The 18,014-nt window shown below is 71.4% G+C and carries 11 protein-coding genes; 3 read left to right on the top strand and 8 right to left on the bottom strand.

The window, feature by feature from the left end:
- Window positions 1-53: 53 nt before the first annotated feature.
- From IE272_RS16075 to IE272_RS16060, 4 genes are all read right to left on the bottom strand, one after another.
- Window positions 54-5,039 (bottom strand): DUF3320 domain-containing protein, encoded by a 4,986-nt coding sequence (locus IE272_RS16075; protein ID WP_190007142.1) that lies wholly within the window; start codon window positions 5,037-5,039, stop codon window positions 54-56.
- 227 nt (window positions 5,040-5,266) lie between these two features.
- A complete protein-coding gene (locus IE272_RS16070) occupies window positions 5,267-6,799 on the bottom strand; it encodes a YfcC family protein (RefSeq protein ID WP_056697962.1) in 1,533 nt (510 codons plus the stop codon).
- Window positions 6,792-8,183, bottom strand: a complete 1,392-nt coding sequence (locus IE272_RS16065) for a M20/M25/M40 family metallo-hydrolase (protein WP_190007141.1) — start codon at window positions 8,181-8,183, stop codon at window positions 6,792-6,794. The genes IE272_RS16070 and IE272_RS16065 overlap by 8 nt, the downstream gene beginning before the upstream one ends.
- A 91-nt stretch (window positions 8,184-8,274) precedes the next feature.
- Window positions 8,275-9,267, bottom strand: a complete 993-nt coding sequence (locus IE272_RS16060; RefSeq protein ID WP_056697968.1) for a fibronectin type III domain-containing protein — start codon at window positions 9,265-9,267, stop codon at window positions 8,275-8,277.
- A 146-nt stretch (window positions 9,268-9,413) separates the two neighbouring features.
- Between IE272_RS16060 and IE272_RS16055 the strand changes: the two genes are divergently transcribed.
- Together IE272_RS16055 and IE272_RS16050 are read left to right on the top strand one after the other, a co-directional pair.
- The gene (locus IE272_RS16055; RefSeq protein ID WP_050357325.1) at window positions 9,414-10,079 is read left to right on the top strand and encodes a TIGR03086 family metal-binding protein; all 666 of its coding nucleotides are present in this window, start codon (window positions 9,414-9,416) and stop codon (window positions 10,077-10,079) included.
- Window positions 10,080-10,228: 149 nt separating this feature from the next.
- Window positions 10,229-10,606: a VOC family protein gene (locus IE272_RS16050; protein WP_050357324.1), complete on the top strand. Its 378-nt coding sequence runs from the start codon at window positions 10,229-10,231 to the stop codon at window positions 10,604-10,606.
- Between the two features lie 97 nt (window positions 10,607-10,703).
- Here the strand turns inward: IE272_RS16050 and IE272_RS16045 are convergent, their stop codons facing one another.
- On the bottom strand, window positions 10,704-12,953 hold the full coding sequence (locus IE272_RS16045; RefSeq protein ID WP_373304177.1) for a HEAT repeat domain-containing protein: 2,250 nt from the start codon (window positions 12,951-12,953) through the stop codon (window positions 10,704-10,706).
- 109 nt (window positions 12,954-13,062) lie between these two features.
- Window positions 13,063-13,746 (bottom strand): alpha/beta fold hydrolase, encoded by a 684-nt coding sequence (locus tag IE272_RS16040; protein ID WP_032793668.1) that lies wholly within the window; start codon window positions 13,744-13,746, stop codon window positions 13,063-13,065.
- A 71-nt stretch (window positions 13,747-13,817) separates the two neighbouring features.
- Here IE272_RS16040 and IE272_RS16035 point away from each other — a divergent pair, with 71 nt between their 5' ends.
- Complete coding sequence (locus IE272_RS16035) at window positions 13,818-14,639, top strand: chitosanase (protein ID WP_073959777.1); 822 nt, start codon at window positions 13,818-13,820, stop codon at window positions 14,637-14,639.
- 172 nt (window positions 14,640-14,811) lie between these two features.
- Here the strand turns inward: IE272_RS16035 and IE272_RS16030 are convergent, their stop codons facing one another.
- On the bottom strand, window positions 14,812-16,269 hold the full coding sequence (locus IE272_RS16030; protein ID WP_050357320.1) for a nucleobase:cation symporter-2 family protein: 1,458 nt from the start codon (window positions 16,267-16,269) through the stop codon (window positions 14,812-14,814).
- Window positions 16,270-16,620: 351 nt separating this feature from the next.
- Entirely contained in the window at window positions 16,621-18,009 is a 1,389-nt protein-coding gene (locus IE272_RS16025) for an 8-oxoguanine deaminase (RefSeq protein WP_190007139.1), read from the bottom strand.
- Window positions 18,010-18,014: the final 5 nt, after the last annotated feature.

Raw genomic sequence — 18,014 nt, 5'->3', positions numbered from 1 at the left:
AGTACGCCCGCCGACGCTGCGGGCTTCCCCTGTGCGGTAGCGCCTCTACGCCCTCATTCGCTCGGGTTACCTCCGCTCGGGTTACCTCCGCGCACGACGCTGATGCGGTCCGGCCCTCCCTGAAGGCGGCCCTGCCGGTACAGGTCCGAGATGTCGCTCTCCAGGGCGGTGCGGATGTCCGCACCAGTCCTGCGCCATCCGAAGAACTCGCAGGCCTGCCGGATCAATTCGTCCTGAGACATGCCGGGGCATTCGGCCGCGAGCTCACTCAGGGCGAGCTGCCGCTCGGCGGGAGCGATGAGCGTGACCTTGCGCGGGGTTTCCCCGGCCTCCGGCGTCCGTGCCGTGTCGGGGCTCCGCCCGCCGGCCCGGTAGAAGCCGTCGTCGCAGGCGAGCCTTCCCGAGCGGACGAGTTTCTGTGCCACCGTACGGACATTGTCGCGAATGCGGTTCCCGGCTCGTGCGACGCCCCATGCCTCACGGGCCCGCTGTACCAGCAGCTCCTCGTGGACGGGTCCTTCGGCGGCGACGATCCGGTCGAGGGCCTGTTCCAGTTCCCTCCTGGCCTCCGGCGTGTGGAGCTCGTGAGGGGAATGGACCGTGATCCGGCAGGCCCGGTAAGGAGCGCTCCACTCACGGCGCGGCGCGGTGTCGACCAGCACCCTTTCGTAGGTGGTCCCGGTCGGCCCCGTCGCCTGAGCCGGCACGCGGACCGCAGCCTGATCCCCGGATGCGGTGCCGAACGCTTCCCCATCGACAGCAGGCGACGGAACGGCCGGAGACGGTTCGAGGTCCGGCTCGACAGGGGCCGGAGGCCGCGCTGTCTCCGCCGTGAGGGGGCCCTGCTCGATGGCCTGCTCGACCGCTTCCTTCAGCCGCAGTTCGGCTGCCGCGCGTCCCCGGTACCAGTCCGTGCCCCAGATCCGGTAGAGGCGCCAGCCGAGCCCGTTCAGCACCTGCTCCCGCAACCGGTCGCGGTCCCGGGCGGCCTTGGAGGAGTGGTACATCGCGCCGTCGCACTCGATCCCCAGTGCATACGCGCCAGGGTGCTGCGGGTGGCGCAGCCCCAGGTCAATGCGGTACCCAGCGACGCCGACCTGCGGCTGCACCGTGTAGCCCCAGCCGTCCAGAACGGCGAGCACCGACTCCTCGAAGGGGCTGTCCGGCTCCGCGTCAGACTGGACGACGTCGCGGGCCAGCACCGCCGGCCCGTTCTCCGCGTATTCCAGGTAGCGCTTCAGGTGCTGGACGCTCTTGTTGGCGCTGTCGGGCAGGCTCGTGCCACGGAACGAGGCGACGACCTCCATCCGGTAGCGCGCCCGGGTGACCGCCACGTTCAGACGTCGCCAGCCGCCGTTCTTGTTGATCGGGCCGAAGTTGAGCCCGAGCTTTCCGTGTTCGTCAGGTCCGTATCCGACAGACATGATCATGACGTCGCGCTCGTCGCCCTGCACCGATTCGAGGTTCTTGACGAAGAAGCCGTTCAGACGGTCCTCGGTGAAGCAGTGGTCGAGGTCGGGCCGGTCCAGCCGGGCCTGCTGCACCGCGAGGTCGATGGCCGAGGCCTGCGCCTGGGAGAGGGCCACCACGCCAAGGGACCGGCCGGGGCGGGTGTCGAAGTGGTGGATGACACGGTTGGCGACGTACTCCGCCTCCGCCCGGTTGTCCCGGCGTCCGCCGCGGTCGTACGTGCCGTCGGCCTCCAGGAAGGCGACGCCCACGTCATTGCCCTCGTCGAAAGCGCCGGGGAAAGTCACCATCGAGTTCCGGTAGAACGACCTGTTGCTGAAGGTGATCAGGTCCTCGTGCCGGCTCCGGTAGTGCCAGCGCAGCGGCAGCTCCCGCATGGCGCCCGCCTTGCAGGCGTGCAGCAGCGATTCGAAGGAATCGGGGATGTCCGCCTCGTACTCGTCGCCCTCCTCCTCCCCCGCGGAATCGAAGAACGAGGTGGGCGGCAGCTGCTTGTCGTCGCCGGCGACGATCAGTGTCTGCCCCCGGTAGATGCAGTTGATCGCGTCACTGGGACGGACCTGCGAGGCCTCGTCGAACACGACGACGTCGAAGCGGTAGTCAGCAGGCAGCATTTGACTGACCGTCAAAGGGCTCATCATGAAGCATGGCTTGACGGACTGCACGACTTCACGGGTACGGTCGAGCAGTTCCCTGACGGGCATGTGCCGGGTCTTCTTCTCCGCCTCCCTGATGATCACTGCGGCGCCTCCACCGCCGATGCCCCTGGGCCGCCGGTTGTTGCAGGCCTCGATCACGGCACCACCTGCGGCGGCGATCAAACGGCGGTCGGCTTCCCGGTAGTCGGCCACCCGGGCGTCGAGGTCGTCCGAACGGGTCGTGCGCAGCCGGCTGTCGGTGGCAAGGATCCCGTCCGCCCAAGAGGTGAGCACGGCCCGTTCGACGATCTCCGGCAACTGGTCCGGCTCGATGCAGCGCTCGGCCGCGCCTGCCACGAGCGCGTCGGCGCCCTGGCGGGCGAGGACTGCGATGCCGTCCCGGTACGCGTACCACTCCTCGGGGCCCTGCTGGTCGGCGAGCAGCGCTCCGACAGCTTGCCCTGCCTGGTCCAGAGGTCCCATCAGCAGAGGGGAGAGCTGGACCTGGCGCTGCGTGCCGAAGAGGCCAAGCAGTGCCGTCACGGACGCGGACCAGCGCTCGGCCCGGCGCTCGGCGACGGCACACCAGTCACCGAGGGAGCGTCGCGCGTTCTCCGCCAACAGGGCGGGAAGGCGGTCGGTGTCGACGCCGTCGGCCAGCTGGTCGACCAGCAGATCGCGCCGTCCCACCCCGCCGGCCAGCTCGATGATGCGGTCGGCGGTCGCCAGAGCGTCGGTGAGGGCGGGTACGTCCTCCTGGGTGCGGGGCATGTACCGGCCCAGCAGCACGGCGTGCTCCCCGTGAAGCCTGCGCACCTCGGCAGCGGTCCGATGCCACTGAAGGGCGTCGCCCAGGCGCCCGACCAGCGACTTGGTCCAGGTGCCGTCATGTGTGAGGCTGGCGACGGCCGTACGGTCGGCCTTGTACTGGGCCGAGAAGCGGGCCATCAGCTTGGCGTGCGGGCCCTCGAAACGGACGACGAGCTCGGGCAGGTCCGTCAGTTCCACCGTCTGCTCGCCGAACACACCCTCGGCCGCCGCCCGCGCTTCGGCCTCCGCGGTCAGGGCTTCCCGCAGTTCCTGTGCGGCCCGATGCGCTCCACGAAGCTTTGCGTCGTCGAACCAGTCGCCCGGCGGGGGGTTCCCGGCCGTCGTGAGGTCGGCGAGTGCACACAGGGCTGCGGCCGCCTCGCCATCGTCCGGCTTGGGCATCCCGAACAGGTCTGCGAGCTGAGCCAGCTGGCCGGAGGCGTCTTCCTGCAGAGTTGCGTCTCCGGAGCCGAAGCCGTCGGGCAGGCCGGCGCGGATTGAGCGTACGGTCTGGTGAAGTTCGCGGACGGACCGGGGCTCGCCCTGCGTACCGTCGAACGGACGGCGGGCGGTCGCCGCACGCAGGGCGCCGAGGGCATCGGACGCCTCGGTGGCCGCCTGGTATGCGGAGGCACCCACGAGCCCATGCCAGGCAAAGGAGTTGCCCTCTACTACAGGACGCCACGCCCTGCTTACGGCTTTGGCCGCCACGGAAAGGTCCTGCAACGCCCCGGCGCTCAATGTCCGGACGGTCTTCGCGTTCTCCGCGGACAGAGAGAGTTGTGGCGTTCCCGCCTGATCCAGCTGGACCAGGCGCCCGAGGACGTCGTGCAGAGTCCGCCCGAGAGGCTCCCTGACCTGGTTCATGCCCGCCGCATAGGCGGAGAGTTCCTCACGCAGATGCCGGGCGCGCTCACGTTCGTGTTCCGCGGCTCCGTTGACCCGGGCAACTGTGGTCAGTACCCGGGCGAGCTCGGTGGCGACAGCCTTCTTGCTCGTATCACCGCTGTGCAGGGTCAGCACGAAATCTCCGAGTCCTACCCCGCGCAACCGGTTGCGCACGACGTCGAGCGCCGCGGCCTTCTCACTGACGAACAGCACACTGCGCCCTGCGTGCATCAGAGCAGCGATCAGGTTGGTGATGGTCTGGCTCTTGCCGGTGCCGGGCGGGCCACTCATCACGAAGGAGCGGTGCTCCAGAGCCGCCGCGATGCACTGGCGCTGGGAGGCGTCCGCGTCCAGCACGAGCGGCGTCCGCTCAGGCAGCTGGACCTCGTCGATCCGGTCCAGCTCCGGGGGCTCGAACCCGATGAGGTCATCGGGCAGACCCGCGTCCGGTCCCAGGGCGACGGCGCGCACCAGAGGATGGGCGAGGATGCGGTCCTCGTTCTGCTCCAGGTCCTTGTACATGGCCTCCCGGTGTGAGGCGAACAGACCCAGCACGGCGCGATCGTCGACCGTCCAGCCCTGTTGTCCGGCCGCGACGGCGCGAGCGGCCGCCATCAACGCCGGCAGATCACCGACGTCGGTGCCGGTGACCGGGGACCAGTCGGCCCCCAGACGTTCCGCCTTCACGGCGAGAGCCGGGTTGTGCACGCGGTCCTGGCCGTCGGCCGGACAGAGGCGATAGCGGCGGCCGCTCTCCCTCCGCAGTTCCACCGGGACGAGAAGCAGCGGCGCCGAACTGGTCTCGTGCGCCCCCTCCTCACGCCAGTCGAGCATGCCGACGCCCAACCAGAGCACCCACAGACCGTAGTCGTTGAACATCTGGCCGGACTTCTGGCGGAGCTGGTAAAGGGCCCGGTCCAGTGTCACCTGCGTGGCCTTCTGGGTCACCAGTCCGGGACGGCCGCGGGGAGCGGGCACCGCCGGGGCCTCCTCGCCGTCCGGGGCCTCCGCCACCGGGGCGAAATCCCAGCCCCTGGCCAGCTCGGCCAGTAGAGGGCCGGTCTCCGGAGAGGTGATTTCCAGCGTCGACGTACGGGTGTGGCGGAAGTTCAGCAGGCGGTTGCGGCCGCCCATGTCCAGCAGCGAGGATCGCCAGCCGTCCAGTACGGCTCTCAGCCTGTCGAGACCGGGGTCATGGGCTGCCGAGGGCTGGGAACGGGGCGGTCGGGGCATGGGGCGAGTACCTCCTGAGCACGGCGCACAGGGGTATCCACGCTCACAGGTCCCCCCTGGAGATATGTACTTATCAGCCCGCGACCATCGACACGCCAGGGATCAGCCACACGATATGTATTTGTTGTGAAGGCCCAGGTGAATGGCGGGAAATGGTCAGCTCCTGGCCTGAGTCAGCCGCCGCTGAAGGCTCTCGGCCGACGCCCGGTACCCGACAGACTCCGCTCTCACGTCCACACCGCCCCCAGCGCCACGAACCCGCAGATGAGCGCGAACAGGATCGCCAGCAGCGGCCAGACGAACCGCAGGTACTTGTCGTAGCCGATCTTCGCCAGGGCCACCCCGCCGATGGTGACCGCCGTCGTCGGGACCCAGAGGTTCATCCAGCCGCTCGCCGCCTGCCACGCCGTGACGACCACGGCGCGGGAGACGCCCGCGAAGTCGGCGAGGGGGGCCAGGATCGGCATCGCCAGGGTGGCGTGGCCGGAGGTGGAGGGGATGAGGAAGGCGAGCGGCAGGTTGACGATGAAGACGAAGACCGCGAAGAGTGCCGACGAGGTGCCCGAGACCACGCCCTCGATGGAGTGCAGCACCGTGTCGGTGATCTGCGAGTTGTTCATGATGACGGTGACGCCGCGCGCGAGGACGATGACCAGCGCCGGGGAGATGAAGTCCGCCGCACCCTGGATGATCGTCGCGCTGAGCCTCTGCTCGCCGAACCGGGCGACGACGCCGACCAGGACCGCCGCGACCAGGAACAGGGCGGCCAGGTGGGGGAAGGACCAGCCGAGTTCGAAGCCGTACGGGGTGGCGTCGGCGTCGCCCGTGAGGGCGCTGGACCAGGGGACGACCGAGAAGATCATGAAGCTGAAGACCAGGGCGACCAGGACGAGGATGGTCCGGTGGAGACCGGTCAGCTCCGGGGGTTCCTCGGCGTCCGCCGCGTTGTGCTCGCGGTCGCCGGGCAGGAAGCCGGAGAGCGAGCGCTCGGGGTTCTTGCGGACCCGGCCCGCGTACCGGATGACGTAGGCGATCGTCACCGCCGTCAGGACCACCCACATGATCGCGCGCAGCACGATGCCGTCGCCGAGCGAGATGTCGGCGGCGGAGGACGCGACTCCGGTGGCGAAGGGGTTCACCGTGGAGCAGAGCACTCCGATGCCCGCGCCGAGGATGATCGTGCCGGTGGCCACCATGCGGTCGTAGCCGAGGGCCAGCATCAGCGGGATGATCAGGCCGTAGAAGCCGAGCGTCTCCTCCGCGAACCCCTCGACGGTGCCGAGGAGGGCGAAGACCAGCATCACGCCGGCGATGAGCAGCGCTCCCCGGTCGCGCAGCCGGTGCGCGAGGCGGCCGATGCCCCGGTCCAGGGCGCCGGTCGCGAACACCACCGTGATGAACGCGCCGATGGCGAGCACGAAGAGGAACACGCCCGCGCTGCCGTACAGCTCGCCGGCCAGGTCCGGGCCGACCTCGCCCGTCTTCGCGTCCTGGACGCCGTAGAGGCCGTTGACCGGGGAGAGGAAGAGGTCGTTCAGGCGGTCCACGAAACTCTGGTCGGAGTCGACCCGGTGGTACGTGCCCTGGACCGGGGCCCCCTCCTCGTTGCGGTCGTAGGCCCCGGGCGGGATCAGGAAGGCCAGCGCCCAGACGGCCAGCGTGACGACCGCCAGGATCGTGAGGGCGCTGGGGAAGGTGAACTTCTTCTTGGCCGGGGGCTCTTCCTCCGGGGCGGGCTTCGTGTCGGCCGCGCTACTCATGCCGCGCCCCCGCGGAATCGGCGTGCGTGGCGGTGTCGCCGTACGTCTTCGCGTACTCCCGCAGGAAGGCGGCCTCCGCGATCACCGCCGACCGCAACTCCGAGAAGAGGACGCGCTCGTTCGGGGCGTGCAGGTTGCACATGCCGTCCTGGGCGCCGAAGAGAAGGACCTCGGCACCGGGGACAGCCTTGGCCAGGCCGTTGACCAGGGGGATCGAGCCGCCGCTCGCGACGAAGGCCGGTTCGCTCCCCCAGCCCTCCCGCAGCGCGGTACGGGCGGCGCGGTACGCCGGACCGTCGGTCGCGGGTTCGAATCCGGGGCCCGTGTCGCCCGGCGTGACGGAAAGCGGGATACCGAACGGGCGCAGGGACTCCAGATGGGTGACGAGGAGGTCCCGGGCCTCCCTCGGGTCCTGCTCGGGGTGGAAGCGCAGGTTCAGTTTGGCGCGGGCGTACGGGACGACGGCGGAGGCCGCGTGGTCGACGCTCGGGGCGTCGATGCCGATGACGGTGATCGCCGGTCCGCTCCAGAGGCGCTCGCCGAGGCCCCCGGAGCCGATGAGGGGCATGCCCTCCTGGACACCGGCGAGGGAGCGGAACTCCTCCTCCGTATACGTGGTGCCGGTCCAGTCCTCGCGGCGCAGGCCCTCCACCGCCGCATCGCCGTGGACGTCGTGGAGGGTGGCGAGTGCCTTGAGGAGGGCGAGCAGGGCGTCGGGGGCCGCGCCGCCGAACTCGCCGCTGTGCCGGGGTTCGGCGAGGGTACGGACCTCGACGAAGACCTCCGCCGCGCCGCGCAGCCCCGTGGTGAGGGTGGGGCTGCCGGGGCGGAGGTTGCCCATGTCCGCGATGACCATCGCATCGCAGGCGAACCGGTCCGGGTCGGTGGGCGGGTAGTCGTCGAAGGCGCTCCCGTACTCCTCCTGGCCCTCCAGGACGATCTTCAGCCCGACCGGGGGGCGTCCCGTGAAGGCGCGGAGCACCCCCAGGTGGACGATGATGTTGGCCTTGTCGTCGGCGATGCCCCGGGCCCGCAGCCCGCCTTCGACGGGGGTCGGTTCGAAGGGCGGTGAGAGCCACAGCGCCTCGTCGCCGGGCGGCTGGACGTCGTAGTGGCCGTAGAGCAGGACGGTCGGCGCACCGGGCTCCGGCGGCGGGACCTCCGCGACGACGACCGGCGCGGTATCGGGGAGGTCCAGCCTCTCCACCTGCTCCACGCCCGCGCCGCGCAGCAGGTCCACGAGGAGGTCGTGGGCCTCTCGCACGGGCTCGGGCGGGAAGCCGGGGAAGGCGACGGACGGGATGGCCGTCAACCGCTTCAGGTCGGCGACGAGACCGTCCATCAGTGCGTCGACCCGTGTGCTCAGGTCGTCTCCCAGGTCCATGGTTCAGCCCCTTCGGTCCGCCGGCTTCTGGGACCACGGGACCATGGGAGGCGGCGCGCCGCACGCCTGGGAAACGGCGGTCGGGCGGGCCTCAGCCCGTAAGGACGACCGTCCGCTGGGCCGAGAAGTCACCCCACTTGCCGTCCGGAAGCTTGGCCCTGAGCTTCACCGAATAGCGGGTGCCCGCCGGGTCGGAGAGGTCCAGCCGGTAGGTGGCCCGCCCCTGGGGAGGTGTACCGCCCCAGACGATGGTGGTGGTCAGCCTGCCGTTCAGATAGAGCTCGTAGGCGGGAACCACTCCGCCCGTCTCGGGCTGGTCCCAGGACAGGTCGAGGGTGAACTCGGCGCCCTCCTTGCCGACCTCGGTCCGCAGACCGGTGGGGGCGGTGCTCGCGGGGGCGCCGGGGGCGGACTCGGTGGTCAGGTCGAACGTGTTGCTGTCGGCCGAGGACTTGTCGGAGGCGTCCCGGGCCCGGACGGTGAAGGTGTAGACGGTCCCCGGGCGCAGCCCCGTGAGCTTCGCCGTGGTCTCGGAGGCCGGGACGCTGTGGATCCGGGAGTCCTCCTGGTAGATGTCGTACGAGGTGACGCCGACGTCGTCCTTGGACGCGCCCCAGCTGAGGGTGGCGGCACGTTTTCCGTCGGCGGTGCCTGTCAGCTTCGCCGGGACGGTGGGGGGCGTGTCGTCCTTGGGCGGGGTGGCCTGGGTGGTGACGGGGACGGCCTTGCTGGGGGCGGAGAGGTTCCCGGCCGTGTCCTTGGTCCGGACGCTGAAGGTGTAGTCCGTCGAGGCCGTCAGCCCGTTGACGTCGATCATGGTCTTCGTCGCCGGGACGCTCTTGACCTTGGCCTTGCCGCGGTAGACCTCGTATCCGGCGACCTTCTTGTTGTCGGAGGCGCCCTCCCACATGACGTGCACCGAGGTGGAGCTGCTGGCCTGAGCGGTCACGCCCTTGGGGGTGCCGGGAGGCTGCGTGTCGGCTTCGGCGGTCCCACCGCAGGCGGAGAGGAGGGGGGTGAGAAGCAGGGCGGAACAGGTCAACGCGGCAGAGATGTGGGGGCGTTGCACGGTGGTGCCTTCCATCCGGACAGCAATGGTCCAGACCTGTATGCCATGGCGCGGGGGTCGCCGACAAGAGGACGGCGCGGAACCTTCCGCTATGTGATGGTGTGCGCCCGCCCGCGCGTCATGGAGCGATGAGTTTTCGGTGGTCGAGGTGTCTTCCCTGTATGGACGCTCAGGAGAACCCCGTGTCTGAAGCCGCCGCCCTTCCGGACCTGGAGCCGGCCACCCGGCGGATCGCCGCGCTGCTCGGTCAGGTCGACGACGGCCGGCTGGACGGCCCCACCCCCTGCCCCGACTACGCCGTGCGGGAGCTGCTCGGCCATCTCACCGGGCTGGCCACCGCCTTCCGCGACGCGGCCCGCAAGGATCTCGGGGCGAGCACCGCCGTCTCCCCGGACGCCGCCCTCCCCGTCCTCGACGACGACTGGCGTGAGGTGCTGCCCCGGCGGCTGGAAGAAGTGGCGGCTGCCTGGCGCTCGCCCGACGCCTGGACGGGCATGACCCGGGCGGGCGGGGTGGAGCTGCCCGGCGAGGTGGCGGGGGCCGTCGCGCTCAACGAACTCGTCGTCCACGGCTGGGACCTGGCCCGGTCGACCGGGCAGCCGTACGCGGCGGACGAGGCCGAACTGCGGTCCTGCGAGGCCCTGCTCGCCCCGGCGGAGGACGGCCCGGACGGCTCCCCGGAGGACGGCTCGGGTGACTCACCTGAGGATGGCCCTGACGGCGACAGCCTCTTCGGGCCGCCGGTCCCTGTGCCGGGTGACGCCCCACTGCTGGACCGGGTGATCGCCCTCAGTGGCCGCCGCCCGGGCTGGCAGCCGGGCAGCTGAGAGGGAGCGGTCCCGCCACCTCACCGGGCCGGACGCACCGCTCGGTTTCCTTCAGGTTCCTCTCTCACCGAAAAGTGCGTTCTTCCCGTTCAGCACCGAGCTCGCCTACGGTTTTCCGCAGACCGGACGAGACGGCTGGGAGCGCCCTCATGACCATTCTCAAGACGTACGCACGCCTGTGGGCCGACGACCTCGACCAGGCGCTGCCGCTGCTGGAGGAGCTCACCGGCGAGCGGCCCCATCTGCGGATGGCGTTCCAGGAGATCGCCCTCGCCGCCATCGGCGATTTCCTGGTCGTCGCGGGCCCGGCCGAGGAACGCGCCCGCTACAGCCATGCATCGGCGACCGTCGTCGTGGACGACCTGGAGGCCCTGCAAGCCACGCTGAAGTCCGCCGAGGCCACGATCACCACTCCCGCGACCGGCGGTCCGACGGGGCGGTTCCTCTACGCCCGCCACGCAGGCGGAGCGGAGATCGAGTACGTCGAGTGGACTCCGGATCTGATCCGCAGGATCATCGGCTCCTGATCCTTCGCCCCTGATCCTTCGCCCCTGATCCTTCGCTCCTGATCATTCACCCTTGGCCATTTGTCCTTGGCCATCGTCCTTGGTCATTCGTCCTTGGTCATTCGCCCCTGACCGCCGCCCGCACCCGGGCGCGCAGCCGTTCGTCGGCGATCTCGACCGTGCCGTCCAGCCCGGACCTCACCACTCTCCTGTCCCGCTCCCCCAACGCCGTGAGCCGTGCCCGGTGCTCGTCGGACAGGGCGTCCGTGCCGAAGGCCACCAGCGCGTCCACGGCCTCGAAGGGGGCCGTGCCCGCTTCCGCCGCGTCGAGCAGAAGACCGGCCACGTGCCCGGCGTCCAGGTCGTCGGGGGCGACGGCACGGAGGGCGAGGACGGCCGACGGCGTCTGCCAGGGGTCGCCGAGCAGCGCCTTCAGTTCGGGGACGAGCGGTCGGGCCGCCGGGCCGAGGCTCCCCGCGGCCGCCGCGGCGCGGACCAGCGTCCAGCGTCGCCAGAGCCCGTCGCGGTCACCGAGCACTCCGGCCAGCACCGGCACCGCCTCCGCCGCGTCGCCGGTGATCCGGTGCAGGGCGACGGCGAGGGCGACGTCGTCGTCCATCTGCGGGTTGTTCCGTTCGGCGCCGGGGCTGTTGAGCGCGGCGAGCAGTGCGGGTACGAACGACACGGCGGCGGGCCCGACAGCGGCGGCGGCCTCCGCCGTCTCGCGTACCTCCTCGGAGGATCCCCCGCCTCCCCCGGCGCTCCCCACGAGCCGCTCCGCCAGCAGGGGCAGCAACGGCCCGTGGTCACCGGTCAGTTCGTGGAGCGCACGGGCCGCCTCGATCCGCTCGCCGGCCGGGCCCGTCCCGGTCCGCGCCCGCAGCGCGTCCGCCACCTCGGCCCGGCGCCCGGGCGGGCAGACGGCGACCAGTGCCTTCGGCAGCACCCGGGGGTGTGCCGGCAGTGCGGCGAGCAGTTCGGGCACGGCGTCGGACGCGTCCGGGCCCCAGGACGCGAGCAGCGCCGTGAGCCGGAACGGGGTGGTGCCGCCGGGTTCCATCGTGGCGAGCCGCCGCCGGACCGCGGCCAGCAGCTCCGGGTCGTACGGCACGACGGGGAGCGAGTCGGCGAGCCCGCCGGACGCGGCCTGCAACGCCCGGGGCCACCGCTCCAGGTCCCGGGCGAGCAGGGACGCGGCCCGCACCGGATCGACGGCGACCAGGGCTTCCAGCGCGCGGTCCGCCGTGTCACCGTCGCCGCCCGCGCGGGCCGCCAGCAGGTCGGCGGCGGGAGCACCGGACGGGCCGAGCCGGCCGAGCGCCGACAGTGCGCCGGTCTCGTCGTCGGGCCCGTCCTCCGCGGCCGCCGATATCAGCGCGGGAGCAAGCCGTGCGGGTGCGGACCGGGAGAGCTCGCACGCCGTCGTGACCACCCATACCGCCTCGGTGCGGGCTTCGGGATCAGCGCTGCGCAACGCGGCGTCGAGCAGCGCGAACACCGCCTCGCGGTCCGCCTCGGTGTCCCGGTCCAGCAGGGTCAGGCAGATGTCGTGCAGGGGTTCGTTCCGGGAATGGTCGTACCGGTCGGCGGCGAGGCGGTCCAGGGGAAGCAGGTCCAGCACCGCTGCGTGGTGGTCGCGGGTCCAGGGAAGCCCGATGTCCGCGCAGGCCATGACGGCGGCGATCCGCAGCTCCGGCGGGCTGTCCGGGCCGACCGCTTCCGCCGCCGCGGAGGCGCTGCCCTCGGGGTCCAACTCCACCAGGGACATGAGCAGTTCGGCGCGGACGAGGGGATCCGTCTCGATCGCCGCCCGGTCGCGGAGGGCCGGCACGGCGAGGGCGGCTCCGGCCGTTCCCGTCCACCCTGCGGCCCACGCCGCCGCCTGGCGTACGGCACGGTCCTCATGCTCCACGGACGCCAGCAGCAAAGGCAGTTGCGCGACGACGGCCCGCCGGCAGGCCGCCTCGTCGCTCTCCCGGACCGTCCCGCCCCCGGCGGGGTCCGGCCCGGGTTCCTGCCCGGGTTCCGGGTCCGTGCCGCCCTCCGCGATGCCGCCGATCAGCAGGAGCACATCGGCCGTGCGGATGCCCGCCGCGGCGATCCGGGCCAGGAACGGCACCGCCTTCGCGGAGGCTTCGTACACCGAGCCCTGGTGCAGGATGCTGCCGTACAGCTCGCTCTGCGCCTCCTCCGCCGCCGCGTCGTCGTCCCCGGCGAGTGCGCGCAGGCAGCCGGGAACGTCCTCGGCGCTGCCGTAGGCGTGGGTGTACGACGCCCAGGGCCGGGCGTCCAGCTCGGCGCGGAACAACTCGGCGTGGAACAGCTCGTCGCGGAACAGGGCACGGTCGAAGTCCATGGCGTCGATCATGGCAGCCGCCACTGACAACGCCGCCGGCGCGGGAGCGCCACGGCCGCCGAGGAACTCCGTGGCGGCAGCCCCTCGGCCGGTGACGAACTCCGTGACGAAAGAAAGCGCCTCAGCTGGTGAAGAACTCCGTGATGTGCGCGGCCACCTGGTCCGCCCGGGTCTCGTGCATCCGGTGGCCGCCCGGGACCGTGATCAGCCGGCAGTCCGGGATCAGGGAGGCCACGTCGGCCTGGCGGTGCTGTTCCATCGTGCTCTCCGGGCCGCCGGTGATGATCAGCGTCGGGGAGACGATGTCGCCGAGGGCCTCGTCGGCGTCCGGTCCGGGGTCGGCGAGCTGATCGCGTACGGCGGGCACCGCGTTCTCGTCGTAGTCCACCGGGCCCTCGGCCCGGCCCGCCGGACCCGGGTCGCCGGGGAACGGGGCCGGGGTCTCCACCAGCACCAGCCGCTCCACGCGGTCGGAGTGCTCCTGGGCCACCAGCCGGGCGACGACGCCGCCCATGCCGTGGCCGACGAGGCCGACCCGGTCCAGCTCCAGTTCGTCGAGGAAGCCCACGACGTCCTCGGCCATCAGGTCCAGGTCGTAGTCGTCGGGCCAGTCGCTCTCACCGTGGCCGCGCAGGTCCAGGGCGAAGACCCGCCACTCCTGGCCCAGCAGGGGGCCGGCCGCCTCCCAGTTCGCGGCCGAACCGCCGAGGCCGTGCAGCAGCACGACGGGCGAGCCGAACGCGTCGCCCCAGGTCCGGTACGCGAGGCGCACATCGCCGACATCCACAACAGACTGATCTTCCATGCCCCTGACGCTACAGCCGACCGGCGCCGGCCGGCTCCAGGGGCCCGGGCCCGGCCTGGCAGGCTGGGCGGGTGAAGCACACCGTCCGGGCCCTCCGCCTGCCCCTCGCCGTCTCGCTCCTCACGGCCGCCGCCCTGTCCGGCTGCTCCGGCCCCGCGCCCGGAACCCCGGACGTGGGGCTGAACGACCCGGCGAAGAAGCGGATCGCGATGCGGCTGGTCTCCAGCGCGGAGAACTCCTCGCTGGACTGGGAGGCGCAGTACCCGTACATCGAGGACATCGGCGACGGCCGGGGGTACACGGCGGGCATCATCGGGTTCTGTTCCGGCACCGGTGACATGACGGAGGTCGTGGAGCGGTACGCGAAAGCGCGCCCCGGCAATCCGCTGGAGCGGTTCCTTCCGGCGCTGCGCGCGGTGGAGGGCAGCGACGCGCACACCGGGCTCGGGAAGCCGTTCACCCGGGCCTGGGCGAAGGCGGCCGAGGACCCCGCCTTCCGGGCCGCGCAGGACGCGGAGCGCGACGCCGTGTACTTCGGCCCGGCGGTGCGGCAGGCGGAGGAGGACGGGCTCGGCGCGCTCGGCCAGTTCATCTACTACGACGCGTACGTGATGCACGGCGCGGGCGACACGGAGGGCACGGTCGGGTTCCGGACGGTGCGCCGCGAGGCGATGGCCGCGGCCCGGACGCCCGCGCGGGGCGGCGACGAGAAGGCATATCTGAACGCGTTCCTCGACGCCCGGGTCGCCGCGATGGCCGAGGAGCCCGCGCACAGCGACACCAGCCGGGTGGAGACCGCCCAGCGGGTCTTCGTACGCGAGGGGAAGCTCGGGCTGGAGACACCGTTGCGGTGGAAGGTGTACGGGGACGCCTACCGGATCGAGAAGGGCTGAGGCACGCCGCGGGCCCGGTGGAGCCCGCACGGGGCTTCACCGGGCCGCGGTGGCGGACAGGGGCGGTGGATTCCGACGTCAGGGGAATCCGAGTCGGTGGACCCCACGTCAGTGGAATCCGATGTCGGTGGACCCGGACGTCGGTGGAATCCGACGTCAATGAACTCCGACGTCAGTGGACCCCGACCCCGGCGGCGGCCGGCACCACGTGCTCGCCCGGCGCCTGTTCCTCGTCCGCCGCGTCGGGCTTGCCGCCGAAGTGGTTGAAGGCGAGGTTCAGCGCGATCGCCACCACGCAGCCGGTGGAGATACCCGAGTCGAGGACGACCAGCAGGCTCTCCGGGAAGGCGTGGTAGAACTGCGGCGCCGCGATCGGGATCAGGCCGATGCCGAGGGCCGCCGCCACGATCAGCGCGTTCTCGCCCTTCTCCATGGCGGCGGTGGCCAGGGTCTGGATGCCGCTGGCCGCGACCGTGCCGAAGAGGACGATTCCCGCGCCGCCGAGCACCGGCAGCGGTACGAGGGCGATGACGGAGGCCGCGACCGGGACCAGGCCGAGCACGATGAGGATGCCGCCGCCCGCGGCGACGACGAAGCGGCTGCGGATCTTCGTCATGGCGACGAGGCCGACGTTCTGGGCGAAGGCGCTGCACATGAACCCGTTGAAGAGCGGGCTGATGGCGCTGCCGAGGGTGTCGGCGCGCAGGCCGCCCTCGATGATCTTCTCGTCCGCCGGGCGGCCGACGATCTTGCCGAGGGCCAGCATGTCCGCGGTGGACTCGGTCATGCAGACCAGCATCACGATGCACATCGAGATGATGGCCGCGATCTCGAACTGCGGGGCGCCGAAGGCGAACGGCGTCGGGAAGCCGACCACGTCGGCGTCCTTGATGGCGCCGAAGTCGGTGATGCCGGCCGGGATGGCGATGAGCGTGCCGATGACCAGGCCGAGCAGGATGGCGATCTGCTGGAGGAAGCCGCGCAGGAGCTTGCGCAGGGCCAGCACGATGACCAGGGTCACGGCGGCCATGGTGATGTTGGTCATCGAACCGTAGTCGTCGGCCGTGGCGTTGCCGCCCTGGGACCAGTTGAAGGCGACCGGGAGGAGCGAGACGCCGATCAGGGTGATCACGGTGCCGGTGACGACGGGCGGGAAGAAGCGCACCAGTTTGCAGAAGTACGGGGCGAGGACGAAGCCGAGAAGACTCGCGACGATGATCGCCCCGAATATGACGGCTATCCCGTCGTGTCCCCGGTCCTTGCCTATCGCGATCATCGGAGCGACCCCGGCGAACGAGACGCCGTTGACGAAGGGCAGCCGGGCGCCGACCTTCCAGAAGCCGATGGTCTGGAGCAGGGTGGCGATCCCCGCGGTGAACAGACTCGCCCCCATCAGGAAGGCGGTCTCCTTGGCGGTGAGGCCGACGGCCGGCCCCACGATGAGCGGCGGGGCCACCACGCCCGCGTACATGGCGGCCACGTGCTGGAGGCCGCTGGTGAACATCTTCAGTGGGGGGAGCGTTTCGTCGACCGGATGTTTCCGGTCGTCTCCCGCTTCGGCGGCCGTGTCGGCCGTCGTGTCGGGGGCGGCTGCATCTGCGTCTTTGCGAAACCTGGGCTTGGCGGCCACGGCGGTTCCTCCGGTCGGTTACACGTCGTCGGCGACGTGGGATTCAGGGAGGTGGTGCGTAAGTGGTGCTGCGGTGCGGCTCTCTCAGGTGGTGCAGGTCGTGCAGGTCGTGCAGAGGGGGGTGCGGGGTGGGCGCGCACTGGGGGTGTGTGCGGGCAGCGTTCATCACCGGTCCGGCGGGCGCGCACCATGCGCGCGTCCGCCGGACCGGCTGCCGTGGACCCCGCTCGGGTCCACGGCGGCCGGTCTCGGGCCGTCCCCCTCGACCGGCCGGTCGGGGTCACCGCGCGGAGTCGGGCTCCGGCGGGGATACCGCTCGGAGTCGGACTCCGGCGGGGTCACCGCCCGGAATCAGGCTCCGGCGGCGATCTGCGCGAGGCGGCGGGCCTCGTCGCGGGTGACACGGGCGATGGCGTCCTCGTCCACCGTGGTGAGGTGGTTGCCCTCGACGACCGGCTTGCCGTCGACGAGGGAGAGGGTCACCGGGGCGGCCGCACCGAAGATGAGCGCGGTCACCGGGTCGGCGATCGAGGAGTGGGCCAGGGTGTCCAGCTTCCACAGGACGAGGTCGGCGAGCTTGCCGGCCTCCAGGGAGCCGATCTGGTCGGCGCGGCCCAGTACTTGGGCTCCACCGAAGGTCCCGAGGCGCAGGGCCTGACGGGCGTTCAGGGCGGCCTCGCGGTGGGCGCCGAGGCGGTTGATGAGCAGGGCGTTGCGCAGCTCGGTGTGCAGTTCGCCGGACTCGTTGGAGGCGGTGCCGTCCACTCCGAGGCCGACCGGGACGCCGGCGGCGAGCATGTCGGGGACCCGGGCGATGCCAGCGGCGAGGCGGGCGTTGGAGGACGGGCAGTGGGCGACGCCGGTTCCCGTACGGGCGAAGGCGGCGATGTCGGAGTCGTTCATGTGGACGCAGTGGGCCATCCACACGTCGTCGCCGAGCCAGCCGGTCGACTCGAAGTACTCGGTCGGGCCCATCCCGAACAGTTCCTTGCAGAACTGCTCCTCCTCGACGGTCTCCGAGCCGTGGGTGTGCAGCCGTACGTTCTTGCGGCGAGCCAACTCCGCGCCCTGGCGCATCAGTTCGGTGGAGACCGAGAACGGCGAGCAGGGCGCGACGGCGACCTGGGTCATGGCGTCGAAGGAGGCGTCGTGGTGGGCGTCGATGGTGGCCTCGGTGGCGGCGAGCGCGCCCTCCAGGGTCTCGACGGCGAAGTCCGGGGGCAGGCCGCCGTCCTTCTCGCTGCGGTCCATGGAGCCCCGGGCGAGGGTGAACCGTACGCCCATCTCACGGGCGGCGCCGATGATCGCGCCGGACAGGTCGCCGGAGCCCTTCGGGAAGACGTAGTGGTGGTCCATGGCGGTGGTGACACCGCCGCGGGCCATCATGGCGAGCGAGCCCTGCGCGGCGGCACGGGCCATCGGCTCGTCGATGCGCGCCCAGGTCGGGTAGAGCGCGACCAGCCAGTTGAAGAGGTTGTGGTCGGTGGCCAGGCCCCGGGTGATCCACTGGTAGAAGTGGTGGTGGGTGTTGACCAGGCCGGGTGTCGCGAGGTGCCCGGTGGCGTCGATGCGCCGGACGACCCCGGCAAGGCCCTCCGGCGCCTTGCCGGCGCCGATGGACTCGATGCGGTTGTCCGCCACCACGATGTACCCGGACGCGTACTCCGTGTCGTGGGCGTCGACGGTGGCGATCGAACAGTTCTCGATGATGGTGCGCTGAGGGTCTGCCGAAGCTGCCATGGTGC

Source organism: Streptomyces anulatus, from assembly GCF_014650675.1.
In the GTDB taxonomy this organism is placed as follows: domain Bacteria; phylum Actinomycetota; class Actinomycetes; order Streptomycetales; family Streptomycetaceae; genus Streptomyces; species Streptomyces anulatus.
This window is presented reverse-complemented; position numbering and strand designations above follow the sequence as displayed.

What these genes read in the sequence shown, in the direction of transcription:
- IE272_RS16025 (WP_190007139.1), bottom strand. Translation starts at nt 18,009, where the DNA reads ATGGCAGCTTCGGCAGACCCTCAGCGCACCATCATCGAGAACTGTTCG.
- IE272_RS16065 (WP_190007141.1), bottom strand. Translation starts at nt 8,183, where the DNA reads ATGGACCTGGGAGACGACCTGAGCACACGGGTCGACGCACTGATGGAC.
- IE272_RS16055 (WP_050357325.1), top strand. Translation starts at nt 9,414, where the DNA reads ATGGACGCTCAGGAGAACCCCGTGTCTGAAGCCGCCGCCCTTCCGGAC.
- IE272_RS16070 (WP_056697962.1), bottom strand. Translation starts at nt 6,799, where the DNA reads ATGAGTAGCGCGGCCGACACGAAGCCCGCCCCGGAGGAAGAGCCCCCG.
- IE272_RS16050 (WP_050357324.1), top strand. Translation starts at nt 10,229, where the DNA reads ATGACCATTCTCAAGACGTACGCACGCCTGTGGGCCGACGACCTCGAC.
- IE272_RS16040 (WP_032793668.1), bottom strand. Translation starts at nt 13,746, where the DNA reads ATGGAAGATCAGTCTGTTGTGGATGTCGGCGATGTGCGCCTCGCGTAC.
- IE272_RS16060 (WP_056697968.1), bottom strand. Translation starts at nt 9,267, where the DNA reads ATGGAAGGCACCACCGTGCAACGCCCCCACATCTCTGCCGCGTTGACC.
- IE272_RS16045 (WP_373304177.1), bottom strand. Translation starts at nt 12,953, where the DNA reads ATGATCGACGCCATGGACTTCGACCGTGCCCTGTTCCGCGACGAGCTG.
- IE272_RS16075 (WP_190007142.1), bottom strand. Translation starts at nt 5,039, where the DNA reads ATGCCCCGACCGCCCCGTTCCCAGCCCTCGGCAGCCCATGACCCCGGT.